The organism is Paenibacillus sp. PvR133, assembly GCF_017833155.1.
GTDB classification, from domain to species: Bacteria; Bacillota; Bacilli; order Paenibacillales; family Paenibacillaceae; genus Paenibacillus; species Paenibacillus polymyxa_B.
The window spans coordinates 3,670,357-3,690,524 of the sequence record NZ_JAFIBS010000001.1; the positions used below are offsets into that span (position 1 = coordinate 3,670,357).

The 20,168-nt window shown below is 46.4% G+C and carries 21 protein-coding genes; 18 read left to right on the top strand and 3 right to left on the bottom strand.

Features of this window, described 5'->3' with window-relative positions; genetic code table 11:
* Positions 1-18: 18 nt before the first annotated feature.
* Positions 19-993 (top strand): aldo/keto reductase, encoded by a 975-nt coding sequence (locus JOE49_RS16350; RefSeq protein WP_023988341.1) that lies wholly within the window; start codon positions 19-21, stop codon positions 991-993.
* Between the two features lie 146 nt (positions 994-1,139).
* Here JOE49_RS16350 and JOE49_RS16355 read toward each other — a convergent pair whose 3' ends face one another.
* Positions 1,140-2,120: a DMT family transporter gene (locus tag JOE49_RS16355; RefSeq protein WP_209941910.1), complete on the bottom strand. Its 981-nt coding sequence runs from the start codon at positions 2,118-2,120 to the stop codon at positions 1,140-1,142.
* 191 nt (positions 2,121-2,311) lie between these two features.
* On the opposite strand from JOE49_RS16355, the gene JOE49_RS16360 reads away from it, so the two are divergent.
* The gene (locus tag JOE49_RS16360; RefSeq protein WP_209941912.1) at positions 2,312-3,502 is read left to right on the top strand and encodes a GTP-binding protein; all 1,191 of its coding nucleotides are present in this window, start codon (positions 2,312-2,314) and stop codon (positions 3,500-3,502) included.
* A gap of 2 nt (positions 3,503-3,504) precedes the next feature.
* On the opposite strand, the gene JOE49_RS16365 is transcribed toward JOE49_RS16360, so the two are convergent.
* Positions 3,505-4,404 (bottom strand): LysR family transcriptional regulator, encoded by a 900-nt coding sequence (locus JOE49_RS16365; protein WP_209941920.1) that lies wholly within the window; start codon positions 4,402-4,404, stop codon positions 3,505-3,507.
* Between the two features lie 94 nt (positions 4,405-4,498).
* On the opposite strand from JOE49_RS16365, the gene JOE49_RS16370 reads away from it, so the two are divergent.
* From JOE49_RS16370 to JOE49_RS16390, 5 genes are all read left to right on the top strand, one after another.
* Positions 4,499-4,828, top strand: a complete 330-nt coding sequence (locus JOE49_RS16370) for an antibiotic biosynthesis monooxygenase family protein (protein ID WP_025722950.1) — start codon at positions 4,499-4,501, stop codon at positions 4,826-4,828.
* A 240-nt stretch (positions 4,829-5,068) separates the two neighbouring features.
* Positions 5,069-6,088 carry a daunorubicin/doxorubicin resistance ABC transporter ATP-binding protein DrrA gene (locus JOE49_RS16375; RefSeq protein WP_023988346.1) on the top strand — a complete coding sequence of 340 codons (1,020 nt, stop codon included), beginning with the start codon at positions 5,069-5,071 and terminating at the stop codon, positions 6,086-6,088.
* A complete protein-coding gene (locus JOE49_RS16380; RefSeq protein ID WP_209941922.1) occupies positions 6,085-6,900 on the top strand; it encodes an ABC transporter permease in 816 nt (271 codons plus the stop codon). Before JOE49_RS16375 ends, JOE49_RS16380 begins: the two co-directional genes overlap by 4 nt.
* A gap of 61 nt (positions 6,901-6,961) precedes the next feature.
* The gene (locus JOE49_RS16385) at positions 6,962-7,636 is read left to right on the top strand and encodes a response regulator transcription factor (RefSeq protein WP_023988348.1); all 675 of its coding nucleotides are present in this window, start codon (positions 6,962-6,964) and stop codon (positions 7,634-7,636) included.
* Positions 7,633-8,757, top strand: a complete 1,125-nt coding sequence (locus JOE49_RS16390; protein WP_209941931.1) for a sensor histidine kinase — start codon at positions 7,633-7,635, stop codon at positions 8,755-8,757. Before JOE49_RS16385 ends, JOE49_RS16390 begins: the two co-directional genes overlap by 4 nt.
* Positions 8,758-8,844: 87 nt before the next feature.
* Here JOE49_RS16390 and JOE49_RS16395 read toward each other — a convergent pair whose 3' ends face one another.
* A complete protein-coding gene (locus JOE49_RS16395) occupies positions 8,845-9,714 on the bottom strand; it encodes a DUF421 domain-containing protein (RefSeq protein WP_068940750.1) in 870 nt (289 codons plus the stop codon).
* Positions 9,715-9,985: 271 nt separating this feature from the next.
* Here JOE49_RS16395 and JOE49_RS16400 point away from each other — a divergent pair, with 271 nt between their 5' ends.
* From JOE49_RS16400 to JOE49_RS16450, 11 genes are all read left to right on the top strand, one after another.
* Positions 9,986-10,255, top strand: a complete 270-nt coding sequence (locus JOE49_RS16400) for a glutaredoxin family protein (RefSeq protein ID WP_023988351.1) — start codon at positions 9,986-9,988, stop codon at positions 10,253-10,255.
* A 142-nt stretch (positions 10,256-10,397) separates the two neighbouring features.
* A complete protein-coding gene (locus tag JOE49_RS16405; protein ID WP_023988352.1) occupies positions 10,398-11,738 on the top strand; it encodes an LLM class flavin-dependent oxidoreductase in 1,341 nt (446 codons plus the stop codon).
* 17 nt (positions 11,739-11,755) lie between these two features.
* Complete coding sequence (gene ssuE / locus JOE49_RS16410; protein ID WP_029519116.1) at positions 11,756-12,286, top strand: NADPH-dependent FMN reductase; 531 nt, start codon at positions 11,756-11,758, stop codon at positions 12,284-12,286.
* Between the two features lie 108 nt (positions 12,287-12,394).
* Entirely contained in the window at positions 12,395-13,285 is an 891-nt protein-coding gene (locus JOE49_RS16415; protein WP_013310069.1) for a LysR family transcriptional regulator, read from the top strand.
* 160 nt (positions 13,286-13,445) lie between these two features.
* Positions 13,446-14,294, top strand: a complete 849-nt coding sequence (locus JOE49_RS16420; RefSeq protein WP_023988354.1) for a transporter substrate-binding domain-containing protein — start codon at positions 13,446-13,448, stop codon at positions 14,292-14,294.
* Between the two features lie 76 nt (positions 14,295-14,370).
* Complete coding sequence (locus tag JOE49_RS16425; protein ID WP_023988355.1) at positions 14,371-15,150, top strand: amino acid ABC transporter permease; 780 nt, start codon at positions 14,371-14,373, stop codon at positions 15,148-15,150.
* The gene (locus tag JOE49_RS16430) at positions 15,147-15,857 is read left to right on the top strand and encodes an amino acid ABC transporter permease (protein WP_071558820.1); all 711 of its coding nucleotides are present in this window, start codon (positions 15,147-15,149) and stop codon (positions 15,855-15,857) included. The genes JOE49_RS16425 and JOE49_RS16430 overlap by 4 nt, the downstream gene beginning before the upstream one ends.
* Positions 15,854-16,606, top strand: coding sequence for an amino acid ABC transporter ATP-binding protein (locus tag JOE49_RS16435; RefSeq protein WP_023988357.1), 753 nt, complete (start codon positions 15,854-15,856; stop codon positions 16,604-16,606). The genes JOE49_RS16430 and JOE49_RS16435 overlap by 4 nt, the downstream gene beginning before the upstream one ends.
* 15 nt (positions 16,607-16,621) lie before the next feature.
* Positions 16,622-17,638: an LLM class flavin-dependent oxidoreductase gene (locus JOE49_RS16440; protein WP_209941933.1), complete on the top strand. Its 1,017-nt coding sequence runs from the start codon at positions 16,622-16,624 to the stop codon at positions 17,636-17,638.
* A gap of 56 nt (positions 17,639-17,694) precedes the next feature.
* A complete protein-coding gene (locus tag JOE49_RS16445; protein WP_209941935.1) occupies positions 17,695-18,852 on the top strand; it encodes an amidohydrolase in 1,158 nt (385 codons plus the stop codon).
* A gap of 187 nt (positions 18,853-19,039) precedes the next feature.
* The gene (locus JOE49_RS16450) at positions 19,040-19,975 is read left to right on the top strand and encodes a dockerin (protein ID WP_068940757.1); all 936 of its coding nucleotides are present in this window, start codon (positions 19,040-19,042) and stop codon (positions 19,973-19,975) included.
* Positions 19,976-20,168 lie beyond the last annotated feature (193 nt).

The window sequence follows — 20,168 nt, forward strand, 5'->3', positions numbered from 1 at the left end:
GCAAAGGCGGGAAGCAGTATGGAGTATTCATACTTAGGAAAGTCAGGCTTGAAGGTTAGTCGGTTATGTCTGGGGACGATGAATTTCGGACCGGAAACCGAAGAAAAGGATGCGTTTAAAATTATGGATGCCGCACTGGATGCGGGCATTAACTTTTTTGATACGGCTAATGTATATGGCCATGATCGTAAAGGTTGGACAGAGGAAATTATCGGACGTTGGTTCCAGCAGGGCGGCGGAAGACGCGAGAAGGTCGTGTTGGCAACGAAGGTATACGGAGACATGAAAAATGAACATGACGGACCCAATGCAGGATCAGGCTTGTCTGCTTACAAAATTCGCCGTCATTTGGATGCGTCGCTGAAACGTCTTCAAACCGACCATGTAGAGCTATATCAAATGCATCACATTGACCGAAATGTGTCATGGGATGAACTGTGGGGCGTATTTGAGTCCGTGGTGGATCGGGGACAAGTTGATTATATTGGTTCCAGTAATTTTGCAGGCTGGCATATTGCGGTGGCGCAGGCAGAAGCGAAGGCACGGCGTTTTCTGGGGCTTGTATCCGAGCAGCATTTGTACAACCTGAACGAACGTTCCGCCGAGCTTGAAGTATTACCAGCAGCTCAAGAGCTGGGTCTGGGTGTGATCCCATGGAGCCCACTGGCCGGCGGACTGTTGGGACGGAATGCGTTAGCAGGTACTGGTTCTCGCAGCGCACGCGCCAAAGAAAAGGTGGAGCAGAATCGTGCGAAGCTGGAGCAATTTGCAGCATTGTCCCGCGAGCTGGGTGAAAAAGAAGACGTGATTGCACTGGCTTGGGTACTGTCCCATCCGGCCGTAACGGCTCCAATTATCGGACCACGGACCTTAGAACAGTTAGAGGATGCTCTACGGGTACCTGAGGTCAAATTGAGCGAAGATGTGCTTGCCAAGCTGAATGAGATTTTCCCCGGTCCGGGAAAACCTGCGCCAGAAGCCTACGCTTGGTAATAATACTTCGTACTCGTAATAAAACATCATTTTTTGTGAGAAATAATCGGCAAAAAGCAGCAGATCAGGAGCTTCCTCTTTGATCTGCTGCTTTTTTTCTGGTGCCTGATCCACACTTGAACGACCGTGACAAGAATAAATATGCGCTAAATGGGATCTATCTTTTTAGATATGATTTGCTGATTGGTTTTCTTATGATGTGTTGCATAACTGTGCAGAATCATGCCGAGGATGACGATGAACATACCCATCCATGATAAAAGAGACGGCATGGGGATAGACAAAAAGATTAATTCTCCCATTAATGCAAAAAGAACTTCCAGAGATTGTGTTGCTTCTACGGTCGCCAGCTTTTGCATATTTTCACGAACCTGATCTGTAGCTTTAAAAAATAAAACCGTAGCGATCACCCCTGAAAACACAGCCACCAAGGCAGACTGTATCGTCTGATCCTTACTCGGCATTCCCGCGCTGAAAACTCCATATAAGGAAAGCAATAACCAGAAGGGCAAGCTGGCTAATGTCATCCCGAGCACACGTTGATAGGCATCCAATCGTCCCGCACAGACTTCCATCATTTTACGATTACCTAATGGATAAGCGAATGAGGCGAGTATGACAGGCAGAATACCGAATAAAAAATCTTGGGTAGAAATGGATTGCGACTGTTCGACTTGCATAACAATAATGCCGATTAAAATAACGAGAGACATCAACAGTCCCTGGAGGGGGATTTTTCCTCGTATTTTGACAGGGCCGTTCTCCGTTTGGACAACCTCAGCAAATAAAGGGACAAGCAAAGAACCAGAAATGATGGTAATTTGCCAGGTTCCCGCGATCAACCACCCTGGTGAATAAGCCGATGCGAAGCATAACGGAGCATAAAATAAGCCAAATCCGATGAAGCTCCACCACAACCACGTTCCTGGTTGTTCCTTCATGACTTTCCAAAGAGGCTTAAGCTTTTGTTGGGTCATCACAATGACGACTAGAATAGGAACCATAAACAGGTATCGCAATGAAGCACTCCAGATCCAGCTCCCGCCAGACAGCTCCATAGACCGGTTCAGAACAAATGTAAAAGCAAAAAAGAAAGCCGCCAACACACCTAACCAGATTGAGCGCATAGCATTCACCTAATTCTTTAAGTATCGTTATTTCTCATATTAATAACTTTAGATCATTCAATTCAAGAGTTTCTTACAGTTGACAAGGTAAAAGGGATGCTGTATATTACTGAAAGTTAATATTAATAGTAATTGTTACGATTTAAAAAGAATGAAAATGAAAAGCCAATATTCAAGGGAGCGTAACGACGATGAATAAGAAAGCAATACCGGTAACAGTGTTGAGCGGATATTTGGGTGCAGGAAAAACAACGATTCTGAATCATGTATTAAACAATCGGGACGGAATGAAAGTAGCAGTCATCGTCAATGACATGAGTGAAGTGAATATAGATGCTGAGCTGGTTAAAAAAGAGGGCGGCTTGTCCAGAACAGAAGAAAAACTGGTCGAGTTGTCTAATGGTTGTATTTGCTGCACATTGCGTGAAGATTTATTGCTGGAGGTCAAGAAGCTGACGGAACAAGGCGGTTTTGATTATATTTTAATCGAATCTACAGGCATCAGTGAACCCGTGCCAATCGCTCAAACTTTTACATACGTTGATGAAGGAACTGGCATTGATTTGGCATCGCTGGCAAAACTGGATTGCATGGTGACCGTAGTTGATGCGAATCGTTTCTGGCATGATTTTGAATCAGGAGAAACGCTACTGGATCGCAGGCAGGCTACTGGTGAAGACGACACGCGTGATATCTCGGACTTGCTGATTGACCAGATTGAAACCTGTGATGTATTGATTCTGAATAAGTGCGATCTGGTTCAGCCTGCGGAGCTGGACAAGCTGGAGGGTGTACTGCGGAGATTACAGCCTGAAGCCCGAATCATTCGTACTTCCAAGGGAAAGGTCGCTCCTTCGGACATTTTGAATACAGGGTTGTTCAATTTTGACAAGGCTAGTCAATCCGCTGGATGGATTCGTGAGCTGGAGCTTGAAAGCCATACACCGGAAGCGGACGAATATGGGATCAATTCCTTTGTATATCGCCGTAGAAGGCCATTTCATCCTGCAAGATTGGCTGAATTTATGAACTACTGGCCGGAGGAGGTCGTTCGCGCCAAAGGTTTGGCCTGGATTGCCACCCCGCAGGATTGGGCAGCGAGTATTAGTCAGGCAGGACCATCTATTCAATTTGGCCCTGCGGGAAGCTGGCTTGCTGCGTTATCTGAAGAAGAACGGCAGGAGATCGTCGCAGCCGACCCTGAGGCTCTGGACCATTGGGATGAACAATGGGGCGACCGCATGAACGAAATCGTCATGATAGGTATCGGAATGAATCGACCAGACTTGGAAGAAGAGCTAGATGAATGTCTACTGAACGATAACGAAATGAATATGGACTGGTCCAGTTTTGAGAATCCGCTTCCTTGGTCGACATGCTGAAGCTAGTTGATCCATTCAGTAATAAAGTCCATACATTTTTTAGCTGCTGGAGAAACATTTTTTAAGGAAGCGGTAGCGATACCGATAGTACGGGAATGCCTTTCGTCCAAAGGTCGAATAGAGATGTCGTAAGGAATGTGAGACAGGATCATTTCAGGAAGAATACTCACGCCTAGGCCATTCTGCACCATAGCCATAATCGCATGGTCATCTTCTAATTCATATTTGATTTTAGGTGACATATTATGCTGTGGAAAAATATTTCTTACATCGGTGTCACAGCCTGCAACAGGCATAATGAAAGGCTCATCTCTGAGCTGTTCTACTCGAATTGAGGCTTGCTTTCCAAGAATATGATCGGAAGGAAGTAGACAAAGCATGCTTTCTTCTTTTAATGGCAACGCCTCTAATGTGTCTAACGTGGGTAGGTTCACAAAGCCGAAATCAGCTTCCCCACTGACTATCCAGCTCTCAATTTCATGGTAGTTCCCATCGAGCAGTTTTACTTCAATAAGAGGAAACTGCTCATTGAATTTTTTTAGAATACGAGGCAGCCAATGAATAGAGACGCTTGAAAATGTACCGATCTTCACGGTTCCGATTTCCAATCCTTTAATTAAAGCTACCTCTTGGTAAAGCTTTTCGTCCATTTGTACAATCTCTCTAAATCGCTTCATTAATCTTTCCCCGTTATTGGTCAATCTGATGCCTGAACGACCTCGGATCAGAAGAGTCAGCCCTAGTTCATGTTCCAACCCAGAGATCGCATGGCTGATTGCTGATTGTGTAAGATTTAAAACTTCCCCGGCCTTTGTGAAACTTCCCATTTCAACTACGCAAAGAAAAATCTTATATTTAAACAAATTCGTGTTCACTCCTATTTTTTTATGAAATATATTCATGCATCATATTAGATATATTCATTTTTTTTATTTAATATTTATGATTATAATCAAATTAAAGAAAGGTTATTTAATTTTATTTTAGGAGGAACATATGAACTCAATTGCTAAAACTCCTCGGCCGCCCTATTATGCAGCTATCTTTACTTCTGAACGTACGGAAGGAGATGGCGGTTATGGAGTGATGGGAGACAAAATGGTGGAACTGGCTGCCCAACAGCCTGGTTTTCTAGGTGTGGAAAGTGTTCGTGACCACAATGGAGTAGGCATTACAGTTTCCTATTGGGAGTCTCTGGACGCTATAAAAAATTGGAAACATAACGAGCTGCACAAGGTAGCGCAGGAAAAAGGGAAATCCGAGTGGTATAAAACATTTGGGTTAAGAGTGAGCAAGGTAGAACGAGATTATTTTTTTACAGTGTAAATAGGTTCAATATCAAAGTTAGTGCTTAGCATGAAGCCAAATCTGGAAATAAAGGTTTAATTCCATTATTCCATTAAAAGGATATCCATAAGTTGAAGCCAAAGAGGTCCCATATGAGGACTTCTTTGGCTTCTCTGTCAGAAAGGCATCGTCGACCATTTTGGAAAACGTAAACGGTTCTATTCATATTCAGTTCATAAACGTGGGTTATCCTCTCTATAGAAACCGTACAGGGAGGATATGAATGTGGATTATACAGACAGAAAAGAGACCTTGGCCATTGAAGCAAGGGGACTCGTAAAAGCTTTTGGTGACAAGCAGGCGGTTGACGGTGTCGACTTGAACGTGCGTGCTGGCACGATCTACGGTGTGCTTGGTCCTAATGGAGCAGGCAAAACGACTACCATCCGAATGCTGTCAACGTTATTGCGGCCCGATGGGGGATCAGCCCGTATCTTCGGGCACGATGCAGTAAAGGAGCCGCAGGTTGTGCGTCAGTTGATCGGGGTGACAGGCCAGTATGCATCGGTCGATGAGTCGCTTAGCGCTACCGAGAACCTGATCATCTTCTCCAGACTGCTTGGACTGGGACGTGCCGAGGCGCGTCATAAGGCAGCGGAGCTGCTGGAGGAATTTGGCTTGGCCGAAGCGGCCAAACGACCGCTAAAGCATTTCTCCGGAGGTATGCGCCGTCGACTGGATTTGGCCGCAAGTCTCATTGCCAAGCCGCCACTGATTTTCCTGGATGAGCCGACTACTGGACTAGACCCGCGCACGCGTGTCCAGATGTGGGACACGATCCGGAGTTTGGTCAAGACCGGTTCCACCGTACTGCTTACAACCCAGTACCTCGACGAGGCGGATCAACTTGCTGATCGAATCGCGGTGATCGATCATGGCCGGGTAGTCGCTGAGGGTACGGTGGATGAACTGAAAGCGGCAGTGGGGGCGTCGACTCTGCAACTCAAAGTGCAAAATCAACAGGACATCGAGAGAGCTGTTCAGATCGTTGAACAGGTGCTTTCAGTTAAGTCCAGCGTGTCAGTGGAAGCTGGAAAGATTATCTCTCCGATGGCCAACGCAGATCGGGTAACGGACCTGCTGATCGCCCTCCGTACCGGAGAGATTCGTCTAGCAGAGATGAGTGTGCAGAAGCCGACGCTCGACGAGGTGTTTTTGTCCATCACTGGTCATGGGGCACAAGTAAACAGACAGCAGACGTCCCAAGGAGCACATGCTGTGGAGGGGGCGAGAGCATGAAGAGTACTACTGTTATAACAGGTTCTGATCGCACATTGAAGAAGTCTGTGAGTTTCAGGCAGGCGTTTTTCAATTCCATGACGATGGCCTACCGGGGCATTCTGAAGATCCGGCATACTCCCGAGCAATTGTTTGATGTCACGCTCCAGCCAATCATTTTCACCCTTATGTTTACCTATATCTTTGGTGGCGCCATCTCAGGAGACGTGCAGCATTATTTGCCGGTTATTATTCCAGGCATCCTCGTGCAGACGGTGATCTCGACCTCCGTCGTTACCGGCGTCCAACTACGTGAGGATATGGACAAAGGAGTGTTCGACAGGTTCAAGTCACTCCCAATCGCACGCATTGCGCCTTTGGCTGGAGCTCTGCTGGCTGACAGTATCCGGTATACTATTGCGACTGTACTTACCTTCGCCATGGGGTATATTTTGGGGTATCGGCCAGAGGGAGGACTGCTGAGTGTCGCTATCGCTGCGCTTTTGGTCATCGTGTGTTCCTGGGCATTCAGCTGGATTTTCGCCTTCTTTGGCGTGATTGCCCGCACTGCTTCCAGTGTACAAGGCATCTCCATGATTGTTCTGTTTCCGCTCACTTTTGTTTCCAATGCATTTGTGCCTGTGGACACAATGCCTGGTTGGCTACAGTGGTTTGTAAACGTCAACCCGATTTCACATCTTGTGAACGCAGTCAGGGAGCTTGCGAATACGGGAACGATTGGCGAGGAACTGGCGATCTCACTGCTTGGCGCTACAGTCATTGTGGCGATCTTCGCGCCGCTTACGGTGCGTGCTTATATGCGTAAAGCATAAGATGGCGGTCTTCTTGACGAGGACGAGAGATTTAAGGCAGAGTTAGTTAGGGGGGATTGAAATGACGTGTGTATTAGTCGTTGATGATGATCCGCATATTCGTGAACTGGTCGGACACTTTTTGAGAATGGAAGGTCTGGAGGTAGTCGAGGCGGTGGATGGTTTGGACGCGATGCGCATTTTTGATCAAATCAAGGTCGATTTGCTTGTTCTTGATATCATGATGCCGGGAATGGATGGTTGGGAGCTGTGCCGTAAGCTGCGAGAGCAGACCGACCTGCCGCTGCTTATGCTTACAGCCAAAGGCGAGACGTCACAGATCGTGAAAGGCTTCGCGCTCGGAACGGACGACTATCTTGTTAAGCCATTCGACCCCATGGTGCTTGTCGCACGCGTGAAGGCTTTATTAAAACGTTATCGTATCATGGCTTCAAAATCAGTGACTGTCGGAGATCTTGTCCTGCGCAGCGATACATTTGAGTGTCGGGCTGGAGAGAAGGAGATTACCCTGCCGCTCAAGGAGTTTGAGCTGCTCTTCAAGCTGGCCAGCTATCCTGGCAAAACCTTTACCCGCGACCAGTTGATCGAACAGATCTGGGGTTATGATTATGAGGGAGACGAAAGAACAGTTGATGTCCATATCAAGCGCCTTCGGGAACGATTTCCGGAGGCAAGGCACTCTTTCCGGATCAGTACGATCCGAGGATTGGGTTATCGGCTGGAGGTAAGGCAATGAAGCGGGAACCGGGATTCCTCCATATCCTTGCGAGACTCATGCTGGTGTTATTGGTGCTGTATCTTAGCTGGACTGCCGCGTACTTTATTACGGCGGCGATCTATTCGCGCATGTCATGGGCTTTTCATGATTTGTTCGTCTTTCTTATTAATGCGACGCTTGGCTTTTTCTTCTTCGGTATTATCAGTATGACGGTAAGACGCTTCATCCAGCCTAGAGAGCAGCACGCTTTTACCGAAATGATCGATGCTTTAAAACGTATTTCGCAAGGAGACTTTCACATTAATCTGGATTGGGACCTCGGCGGGCGGAACGGAAAACATCGGAGGCCGCATCCTTATGTACAGTTGGTGGACAGTATCAATGATATGGCTGCAAATCTGAAGGCTATGGAAAAACTGCGGGAGGAGTTTATTTCGAACGTATCCCATGAAATCGGCTCACCACTGACCTCGATAATCGGATTCGCCAAGGCGCTGAAGGATGAGAAACTGGATCGTGAGCAGCGAGACCGGTATTTGACGATCATCGAGACGGAGTGTATTCGTCTATCCAAGCTAAGCGATAATCTCATGAAGCTGGCGATTCTGGATTCGGAGCGGCATCCGTTTCGTCCGTCCCTTTATCGGCTGGACAAGCAGCTGATTTCGCTTATTCTCGCCTGCGAACCGCAATGGGAGGCTAAAAAAATCGAGATGACTGTTGAGGTGGATATAGTTGAGGTCAACGCGGACGAGGATCTGATGGGCCAGGTTTGGGTGAATCTTCTTCACAATGCCATTAAATTTACACCACAGGGTGGAAGCATATCTGTTTCTCTTTCAAGTAACGGTGATCAGGCGGTTATCTGCATTGCGGATACGGGACAGGGCATCAACGAACAGGATCAGCAGCGCATTTTTGAACGTTTTTATAAAGCAGACCAGTCACGGGCCCGAACTGCTGGAGGCAGTGGCTTGGGACTTTCCATTGCTTATAAAATAACAGAGATGCATACCGGCTCTATCTCTGTATCCAGCAAGGTGGGAGAAGGAACGGTATTTACAGTTATGCTGCCGCTGCACCAGAAAGTAATGAAAGGCAGCAGCAACTGTGAAATGTACAACGGCACAGTAATTTAAAAAGGAGCGTCTTCAAAGCCACAAACGGCTGAAGGACGCTCCTTTTTAGTTCCCATACTTATACTCTTATGGCATATGCGTATGTGCTCAGGACTTAGATGTATTTACCGGCTTCATCTCCTGTATAGCTTCTTTCAAGCTTTGTGAGCATTGCTCATATAGCTGTTTTCTTTGTTGCTCACTGGAACCAGATGCGAGTTTTTGCAACTCCGTTGTGCATTGTTCCAGCAAAGTCAGCACGGTTTGATTCGAATCCTGCACCTTGTTTAGCTGTACATTGTCACTATATTGGTCAATGTACAGTTCTCCTTGCGGATCCACCTGCGCGAAAAACACATCTTTGACTGTTAAACTCTTTTCCTTTAGCTTGGCATCCAGCCATTGTTGAGTGATCCCCATATATGCCATTTGTTGCTCCATAAGTTGTCCATCCATAATGACTGCTGTTGGTTCCTTCTCCGGTAATTGCTGCATATTCAGATCTTTAAGTGTCACAGGCTGCTTGTCTTTGGTTAACAGCACATTGACTTCGCCACTGGTTTCCATAAGAGCAAATTCCACGTCAGATACTTTGAATACATTTTTGCTACGAAGCTGCTCCATGAGTTCATCCAGGGTGAGCCGTTCTTTTCTCAGATTATCCTCTAAAATTTTGCCGTCTTTGATCAGAATTGTTGTCCTTCCATCTGTTATATCTCTGATTTTCTTGCTTTTAATTTGCAAATATTCAATGCCAAGTGTTGTCAGTACCCATACTGACAAGGCTATGAGGCCTAGATACCAGGTGGATTCACGCTCCATAGGAATGGTAGCAGCCAGGTTACCTATCGTGATTCCTGTTATATATTCGAACAAGGAAAGCTGGGATACCTGACGTTTTCCAAGAATTTTGGTGATTAAAAATAATATAGCGACAGCCATTAATGTGCGTATAGCAACCTCGGCCCAATCCTGCATTTGCTCAACCTCATTTCATTTCGCCACAAGGACGCTACTATTCCAAGGATATCCGCGTCAAGGCACATTTAAACTCCAATTCCCCTAAATTTAAATAACCAAGCTGCCAATAAGCGATGAAATACAATATATAATTAAAATTTTCTATCGATGAATTATCATTGTCTATTGCACAAGCGATTGACGGAAAGGAGGGGGGAGGATACATTATAGATATAATTCTTATTTAATTCATCGGGATTATAAACATTAAGCTCACGGAGGTATGTATATGTCGTCCAAACCTAAAGTTGTATTGTGGAGTAAAACCGGCTGTCATTTTTGTGGAGAGATCAAATCGTACCTGGAATCCCAAAATCAGCCGTATGAAAATATCCAAGTGGACGGAAATGATGCGCTGCGTGACGTGCTGGAGACCAAATATGGTATTCGTTATGTCCCTGTCGTCGAGGTAGGCGGGGATAATAAATATGAAGCACTGCTCAACCCGGATCTGGAAGAGTTGGGTAAAGTGCTGGAAAGTTACAATCAAGTAGTATAGGCCAATAGGAAAAGGATCAGTTACTCCGCTGCCTATACAAAATAAGTAGCGGAGACTGCCCTACAAACCATTAGCAGCCTAGCTGCCCTAAAAAAATGATAGCCGTAGGATAACAATTATGTTCAAGAGAGGTGGAAGAGTTATGGCTAAGAATAGACAAATTAAATTTGGTGCGATTATTCACGGTGTTGGGGGAAGCATGACGACTTGGCGTCACCCTGAAGTACCTGCGGATGCGAGTGTTAACTTTGAATTTTATAAAACGCAGGCGCAAAAGGCAGAGGAAGGAAAGTTTGACCTCGTATTTATCGCAGATGGCCTGTTCATTAACGAAAAATCTATTCCCCACTTTCTGAACCGTTTTGAACCAATTACGATTCTGTCCGCTTTGGCTGGGGTGACGAAGCATATCGGACTGGTCGGCACACTGTCGACTTCCTATAGCGAACCGTTCACGGTAGCACGCCAGTTTTCTTCCATTGATCATATTAGCGGAGGTCGTGCAGGCTGGAATGTGGTAACTTCTCCGCTGGAAGGCTCTGCCCTTAACTTTAGCAAAGGCGAGCACCCGTCGCATCCGCAGCGCTATAAAATTGCAGAGGAATATTTACAGGTTACCAAAGGACTGTGGGACTCGTGGGAAGAGGATGCGTTCGTTCGTGATAAGGAGGCCGGCGTATTCTTTGATCCTGAAAAGCTGCATACATTGAACCATAAAGGTGAGTTTTTCTCTGTGCAGGGTCCACTGAACATTGGACGATCCAAGCAGGGACAGCCGGTTATTTTTCAGGCAGGTTCCTCGGAGGATGGCAAAAACCTGGCCGCCAAGGAAGCGGATGCTGTATTTACAGGACATGAAACGTTAGAGGAAGCGCAGCAGTTTTATCGTGATGTGAAAGAACGTGCGGTACGCTATGGTAGATCCGAAGAGGATATTGTCATTTTGCCGGGCATATCGCCGATTATTGGCAGCACGACGGAGGAAGCGGAACGTAAGTATGAAGAGATCACTAATCTGGTGACGATTGAGGCTGCGTTAAAATATTTGGGACGTTTCTTCGATCATCATGATTTCTCACAATATCCGCTGGATGAGCCATTCCCTGAGCTTGATGGTATTGGCAGCAATGCGTTCCGCAGCGGTACAGATAAAATCAAACGAGTAGCCAAGGAACAAAACTTGACCTTACGCGAGGTTGCGTTGCGTTCAGCTACGCCGAGAACCTCTTTTATCGGAACCGCTGAGCAGGTGGCGGATCGAGTGCAGGAGTGGTTTGAAAGAAAAGGAGCAGACGGATTCATCATTGGTTCTGATGTACCATCGGGTCTGCATGACTTCGTAAATCTGGTTGTGCCTATTTTGCAGGAACGCGGTATTTACCGTCAGGATTATGAATTTAGCACACTGCGTGAAAACCTGGGCGTGCCTATTCCTGAGAACCGCTATACAGCAGCCAAATCCAAAGTGAAGGTTGACGCATAACAGAAGGAGGAAAAAATATGTCCAAGGTTGTCATCCTATCAGGCAGTCCGTCTACACAATCCCGTTTATACGGCTTGATTAACTATACAACGGAGCAGTTGCAGCAGGCTGGAGCGGAGGTTACATTACTGAATGTGGTTGACTTGCCGGCGGAGGATCTGGTCACGGCTAACTTTAACAGCCCCGACGTCACAGCATCACTTGCGCTGATTGCAGCAGCGGATGCCGTTATTGTGGCTTCTCCAGTCTATAAGGCGTCCTATTCAGGACTATTGAAAATATTCCTGGATTTGGTTCCGCAGGAGGGGCTAAGAGGGAAACCTGTCTTGCCTTTATTTATCGGAGGTACGCTGGCTCACCTGCTGGTCATTGACTATGCCTTGAAGCCGGTTATTAATGCACTGGGCGGAAGACATATTCTTGGCGGGGTGTACGCAGTGGATCAGTGGGTCGAACGTCTGCCAGATGGAGCATACGGGTTGTCCGAAGAATTGGTTGCACGGTTGGAACGTTCTGTTAAAGAACTAAATGAGCTATTAAAATTATAGATATTTTCAATATTTCCATTGACAGGTCGTTCAGTGAGTTTTATGATACAAAAAAACCAAGTTAACATATTGGATAAATGTATATAAAACTTACTGGGGGACTTGCGTATGAATATCGAGAATATGGAAGCCTTTGTATACGTGAATCATTATGGGAGCTTTAACAAGGCGGCAGAAGCCTTGTTCTTGTCCCAGCCCTCCGTTACAGCACGGATTCAGACGCTAGAGCGCGAGCTAGAATGCAAGCTGTTCGACCGCCAAAGCAAGCAAACGGTTCTGACGGAGGATGGACGAAAGTTTCTTCCTTATGCGGAGCAGATGCTTCAGGTGCTGCAAAAAGGGAAGCAAAAGCTCCAACAGCGTAAGAAAGCCCCTCAGCAAATTCGAATTGGCTGCACGATATCGGTGTCGAACTACATCATTCCTGAAATATTAAAGCAGCTTCGTGCCCGTTATCCAGAGGTTAACTACAAAATTGTGACGGCTACGACGGATCAACTGGTACATAAACTGTTGAACCGTGAGGTAGACATTAGTTTTGTCCGTAAAGTGATGCATCCGGCTATCCGTACGCTTGCTTTTTATGAAGATCCGATTTCCCTGTATGTATACGACGGCCATCCGTTTATGAAAACAGGAAAGGCAAGCATACAGGATATTCAACGTGAAACACTGGTATTTTTCGAATGCGGATCACTAGATTGGATGAGGATTCATCGCGCTTTTGAATCACTGGAGCAGCCACCGGACATTGCTTTTCAGGTAGACAATGTGGTCACGGCCAAAAAGCTGGTATTGGAAGAAGCGGGTATTGCCTTTTTGCCGGATGTCTGTGTGAACCGTGAAGTGAAAGATCAGAAACTATTCCGTATCCATGTTCCAGAGGTAGCTGGGGTGTCTATGCAGATTAGCATAATAGCGACCAAAGAAGACTGTGCAGTGACCTCGGATTTTGCAGATGCACTGACAGAAGGTTTCCGGGGTGCTGTTTTGTTATAGGAATATTCTATAGCTTGGTGGATTGACGTATAGTTTTCCAGGTGTTAAATTAATCACATCCTAAAACCGATTAAGCTTATAGGAATTATAAATTATTGGATGTTGTAGCTACCATGTATGTCGCAAACTGCTGATATACAAAGAGATGAGGGGGATTCATATGAAAAAGTGGTTTGCAATATTGTCTGTTATGGCAATCATCCTGGTGTTGGCAGGCTGCGGTTCCTCAGATAACGCGTCTAGCGCATCAGGTTCAAGCGGAGACGTGAAGAAAATTATCGTAGGCACAGGTACTCAATTCAAAAATGTATGCTTTATTGACGAAAACGGAAACTTAACAGGTTTTGATGTGGAGCTGATTAAGGAGCTGGACAAGCGCCTGCCTCAATACGAATTTGAATTCAAAACGATGGACTTTGGAAATTTGCTGCTAAGTCTCGATGCCGGCAAGATTGATCTGGTATCGCATCAAATGGAAAAAAACCCGGAGCGCGAAGCCAAGTATCTGTTCAACAAAAATCCGTATAGCATTTTTCTGAACAGAGTCGCTGTAGCGAAGGATAACAATACCATTCATTCAATTGATGATTTGAAAGGGAAAAAGGTACTCACCAGCCCAACCAGTAATGCGGCGTATGTGCTGAAAGAGTATAACAAAACCCACGGAGATGCCCTGAATATCGTTTATACGAGTGGTGCAGCCAATGATACGGTGCAACAAATTACGAGCGGCCGTATAGATGCTACCGTTACGACAGACTTTGCGAACCGTTTTAACACCGATGAAAAAGGAGAAGTAGCTCTGAAAACCGTTGGTGATCCTTTGACTCAATCGGATGTACTGTATGTACTGAACAAAAATGAGCAAGGATTGGCGGATGACCTGGACAAAGCCATTCAGGAAGTGAAGGACGACGGTACGTTGTCGAAGCTGAGCATTAAATGGCTTGGAGAGGATTTCACTAAGTCTCTGGAAGATGTGAAAAAAGAAGGTAGCAGTAAGAAGTAAGGATAGACTTGGACATTTCAGCGGTCAGGGTACTCTATGTATTCTGACCGCTGATGTATAGAAAGGAGGCAGGCATATGAGCAGAGAGTTCAATATTGACTATGTTTTTAGCTTTATCCCGAAAATGCTGTCTTACTTACACATCACCTTGTTTATTGTGGCAAGCTCGCTTGTATTGGGGCTTATCATTGGTCTGTTGGTTGCGCTGCCTCGCATGTATAACATTCCATTTCTCAAACGTGTTTCTCAAGTGTATGTTTCCTTTTTTCGCGGAACACCTATTCTAATCCAATTGTTTCTGGTGTATTACGGCCTGCCAGAGCTACTAAAGCTGGTGGATATCAATTCCTCCAGATGGGATGTGCTGTGGTTTGCCGTAGCGACCTACGCGCTCAATAGTGGAGCCTTTATTTCCGAAATTATCAGGTCAGGAGTAGAGGCAGTAGATCGAGGACAAATCGAGGCTGCGCAGTCCGTCGGCATGTCAGGCTACCAGACCTTTACACGTATCATAATGCCGCAAGCGCTGGCTGTGGTGGTTCCGGTATTTTCCAATCTGGTGATTGGCAATCTGAAGGATACTTCGCTGGCATTTACGATCGGAGCGATGGAGATGACAGGGAAATCACAGACATTAGGGTCGGCTACCCAGCATTTTGTTGAAACCTATATCGCGTTATCCCTTATCTATCTGGTGATCAGTCTGATTTTACAAAAATTGTTCAAGGTGCTGGAAAATACGCTTCTCCGGCACGAGCATCGGGATGCAGTACAGAAAGAACCCGAGAAACGAAAAAGCTTTGTGGTGCGCTACCTGAGAAGTCCTCGTCTTAGTAAAGGAGGTAAAGGCATATGAGTCTGGATTTTGGATTTATATATACTGCCTTTTTTGGGTTGTTCTCCGCGCTGCCCAACACTTTAATTATTACGGTGGTTTCCGTACTGGCAGGGTTGGTCATCGGTATTATAACGGCACTGGCGCGAATCTATAAGGTTCCTGTGTTGTCCCAAATTTCTCACGGTTACGTTACCTTTATCCGTGGCACACCGATGCTGATGCATTTGCTGCTTATTTATTTCAGTTTGCCTTTGTTGATTGATGCGGGAGCGAAGCATTTCGGCTGGCCTCTGCATTCCAAAGATGTTCCTTATATGGTATTTGCACTCATTTCGTTTTCCATTACCAGTGGCGCGTATATGTCTGAGGTCGTCCGTTCTGGAATCCAATCGGTCAACAAGGGGCAAATCGAGGCGGCTTATGCCGTTGGTATGACGACGTGGCAAGTGCTGAGACGGATTGTATTTCCGCAGGCGTTCGTGGTGAGTTTGCCAAACCTGACGAATTCCGTTATTGGGATGCTTCATGGCTCTACCTTGGCCTTCACGGTTTCGGTCACAGAAATCCAGGCACAGGCTGAAATTCTGGCATCTACCAACTGGAAATATTTAGAGGTATATATCGCGGCTGCACTGCTATTTTGGGGCTTGACGGTATTAATTGAGCGAATATCCGGCTTGGTGGAGAAAAAAATCAATGTGTTTAATGGAGGTCGAGCATCATGATCCGTCTGCAAAATATTACGAAGTCGTTCGGCAAACATGAAGTGCTCAAAGGCATTGATTTGACCGTGAACAAAGGCGAGGTCGTCGTTATTTTAGGCCCGAGCGGTTCAGGCAAAACGACCCTGCTACGCTGCATTAATTATCTGGAAAAGCCGAATGATGGGGAAGTCAGCATTGGCGATTTTACAGTGAACTGCAAGCGACCTGCGAAGAGGGATGTTTTGGCTCTACGTCAAAAGACGGCTATGGTTTTTCAGCAGTACAATTTGTTCAAGCATAAAACAGCACTGGAAAATGTCATGGAAGGGCTTGTCGTTGTCCGCAAGGTCAAGCAGGAGGAAGCGAAAAAAATTAGCATTGAAGTGCTGGAAAAGGTCGGTCTGGGTGAAAAGCTGAATCATTATCCAAGCCAGCTATCCGGCGGGCAGCAGCAGCGTGTTGGCATAGCGCGTGCCTTGGCGCTGAACCCGGAAGTGATTTTGTTCGATGAGCCGACTTCGGCGCTGGACCCTGAATTGGTGGGTGAGGTGCTGTCGGTGATCCGCAAGATTGCGAAGGAAGGCATTACAATGATTGTCGTTACACATGAAATGGGCTTTGCGCGCGATGTTTCAAATCATGTGGTATTTATGGATGGCGGTCATATTATCGAGGAAGGCACACCGGACGACATTTTTAACCACCCCAAAGAGGAACGTACCAAACAATTCCTGAAACGGATTACACCGGAATATAACTATTCAATTTAGACGGGAGAGGGAGACATGAGTATTAAAATCGGAGTGTTGGATCAAAGCCCTATACACGAGGGGGAAACGGCAGCGCAGGCCCTTCGTAATACGATTAAGCTAGCACAGCGTGTAGAGGAATTGGGGTTTACGCGCTTCTGGGTATCAGAGCATCACGATTCCGAGCAGGTTGCGGGCTCTTCGCCAGAGGTACTCATTTCCCATTTGCTGGCACGCACTGAACGTATTAAAGTCGGTTCTGGTGGAGTGATGCTTCAGCATTACAGCCCTTATAAAGTAGCTGAAAACTTTAATGTGCTGTCCTCTCTTGCACCGGGTCGCGTAGATTTGGGAATTGGACGCGCGCCGGGCGGGTTGCCGAAATCCACACAGGCGTTACAACGAAACGTTCATGACGCGCCTTCTCTCGAAGAAAAAATTGATGAAGTAAGTCGCTATATTCATAATATTCCGTCTGAAGAAGGACCGTTAGCCGGGTTACAGGCGAATCCGATTCCAGAAACACCAGCGGATATTTACGTTTTGGGTACAAGTACAGACAGTGCTGGAATTGCTGCGCGTTTGGGGTTGCCCTACGTTTTCTCGCAATTTATCAATAGTAATGAGCAGGTTGCATTGGAATCATTCCGTACGTATCGGGCGTCTTTCGATTATAGTTATGGACGTGAGCCGAAAGCTCTTTTTGCGCTTTCAGTCATCGTAGCGGACACTTCCGAGGAAGCTGCGGAGTTAGCAGGGGAGCAGAAGCTGTACAAAATTCATCTGGCCAGTGGCAAGACGGCTACGGTGGGCACGCTGGAAAGTGCAGAAGAGTTCGGCAAGCAAACAGGTGAAGAATATACAATTGAAGCTACACAAGCGCAAATTAACAAAGGGAATAAAGACGAAATCTATGCTGTGTTGACGGAAATTCAAGCGAAGTATCAGGCCGATGAGCTAATTGTTACGACAGGAATAAGGGATATACACAAGCGCGTGCGCTCGTTCGAGTTATTGCATGAAGCTTTTGCCGGGTTGCCTGTGCAGTCCTAGATGTTGTTGGTCTGAGAGAATTGTAACTATTTTGGGTTCATGAAGGAGGAATAGGGATGAGTGGATCAACCGGGACGAAGGAGCAGGTTTTGGAGCAGAAGCTGGTGGACATTCGTCGCCATCTGCATCGAAATCCCGAGTTATCTAACGAGGAGGTTGAAACTACCGCCTTTATCCGCCGTCTGCTGGAAGAACAGAACATAACCATTCTGGATGTGCCGCTGCGTACCGGATTAGCAGCGGAAATCGGCGGACAGCAGGAGGGACCAACTGTCGCGCTTCGTGCAGACATTGATGCGTTGCCTATTCAGGAAGAGACGGGATTGCCTTATGCTTCGGTGCATCCCGGCAAGATGCATGCCTGTGGGCATGATTTTCATACCGCATCCCTGTTAGGAGCAGCCGTATTGTTGAAGCAGCGGGAGCAGGAGCTGAAAGGCACGGTTCGGCTGGTGTTCCAGCCAGCTGAGGAAAAGGCCAAAGGCGCTGCCCAAGTGCTGGACAGCGGTGCGTTGGCAGGGGTGCAGGCCATATTTGGCCTACATAACAAGCCGGACCTGCCCGTAGGCACGGTCGGCATCAAAGAAGGTCCGCTAATGGCAGCGGCGGATGGTTTTTACATCGAGGTGGAGGGTCTGAGCACACATGCGGCAGTGCCGCATGCAGGGATTGACCCCATCGTGGTATCGTCACATATCATTACGGCGCTGCAATCCATTGTGAGTCGGAGCGTTAATCCGCTGGATAGCGCGGTCATTAGCGTCACGAAGCTGCACAGTGGCAACGCCTGGAACATCATTCCTGACCGCGCCCATTTGGACGGAACAATTCGCACATTTGACGAAAATGTTCGCGCCCAGGTGATTGAGCGCTTCGAGCAGGTCGTAAAAGGCGTTGCCGATGCTTTCGGCACGAAAGCATCCATCCGCTGGATCGAGGGTCCGCCGCCTGTGCTGAACGACGGTAAGTTGGCCGTCATCGCGGAGGAGGCGGCAGAAGCGGTCGGTCTGGACGTAGTTCGTCCCATACCATCCTCGGCGAGCGAGGATTTTGGGTTTTATCAGAAGAACATCCCCGGTGTATTTGTCTTTGTCGGCACTGCGGGAAGCCAGGAATGGCATCATCCTGCCTTTGATCTGGACGAACGCGCGTTGCCCGGAACAGCGAAGCTACTGGCTTCACTGGCAGAATCGGCATTGATATCCATAGAGTAGGAGTGCGAGCCTAGTCTATGGATACTTATCCCCTCCTTGTAGAGGGGATATTTTTGTTTGACGCTATATCATTCCAATGATAGTATAAAATTGTAATTTTATTCAAAATCGAGAGTGGGTGTAATAAGAGAGTAGGCGTTGTCGTTTTAGATGTCTCGTAAAAATAAAAGGTATGGAGGTTAAATAAATGCCGAAGAAAAATGGAATGATCATGGCTTCTTTTTCATTGGTAGTGGCTGCTTCTTTACTGGTTGGCGGGGCTAACGTTGGTTCAGCAGCCTCAGATTTGGAAAGCACTTCCGATATAGAGTCGACAAATATTAATTTGGCTGCTGCTGATATACCTGCTAAATTTAAGCCATCGGTAGAATGGGTTTGGAAGAATAGAATGGTCAAAGAAGGCTCCACCAACCGTAAAAATTTGATTTTTGATCAAATCTATGCGGGAAAAGGAACGCTAAATTATGTAGTGCGTTGGCAATCCTCTAAAAATATCACTCTTCAGCAGCGTAAAGATATGGCTTCCATGCTGAGTCGCCAAATCAATAATTGGAATAAGCAGTTGAAAGGGTATGATGGCTGGCCTTATAACAATATTACAGTAAAAATAGTAGGCTGGGCCGTTGCGAATCCATCACAGATTCTTAACAAACAATCTAATGAAATCGTTTACACGGATACCATTACGGATGACTTAAGTAAAACAGACCCGAATATTCCAGCTAAACTTCCGGTTGCTCCTAACGCACTATCGAGATTTGAACATTTTATGGACCCTAACTATTCTTACCCAGGTGGCCTGGACAAGCGGTTTGATATGTACTTATGGGGAACGTCCAATTTTCAAGGCGGAGCCGGCGGGGATTGGGGGCAACGTATGCCTGATGATTATATCCTGAACACCTTGAATTCGGATGAAATCCAGATTACAGAGCACGAGATGGGGCATGGATTCGGCTTGCCTGACTTCTATGAAGAACATGAGCGTCCACCCGGTGGGTTTCCTGTGCCAACTATTATGTGGGCCGGAAATTCCCCCAAAATAACAGAGTGGGATACCTGGATGTTGCGTTATACCTGGAGCCAGGTTAAGAAGGATACCTCTCGTTTTCCTAACCGCTAAAAAATGCTAGAGTAGTGTGAAAAAAGCTTATAAATAGAGCCGTTTGTTCCAAAATCAAATTCTATGGTGGAATTGATTTAGTGAATAAACGGTTTTTTCATTTTATGAAATACCAGTTTTGTGCATGCAAAGATCAAGTATATGTTCCAAGATACGATTAAAATGACTAATTTAAATCATTAAGGAAAATATT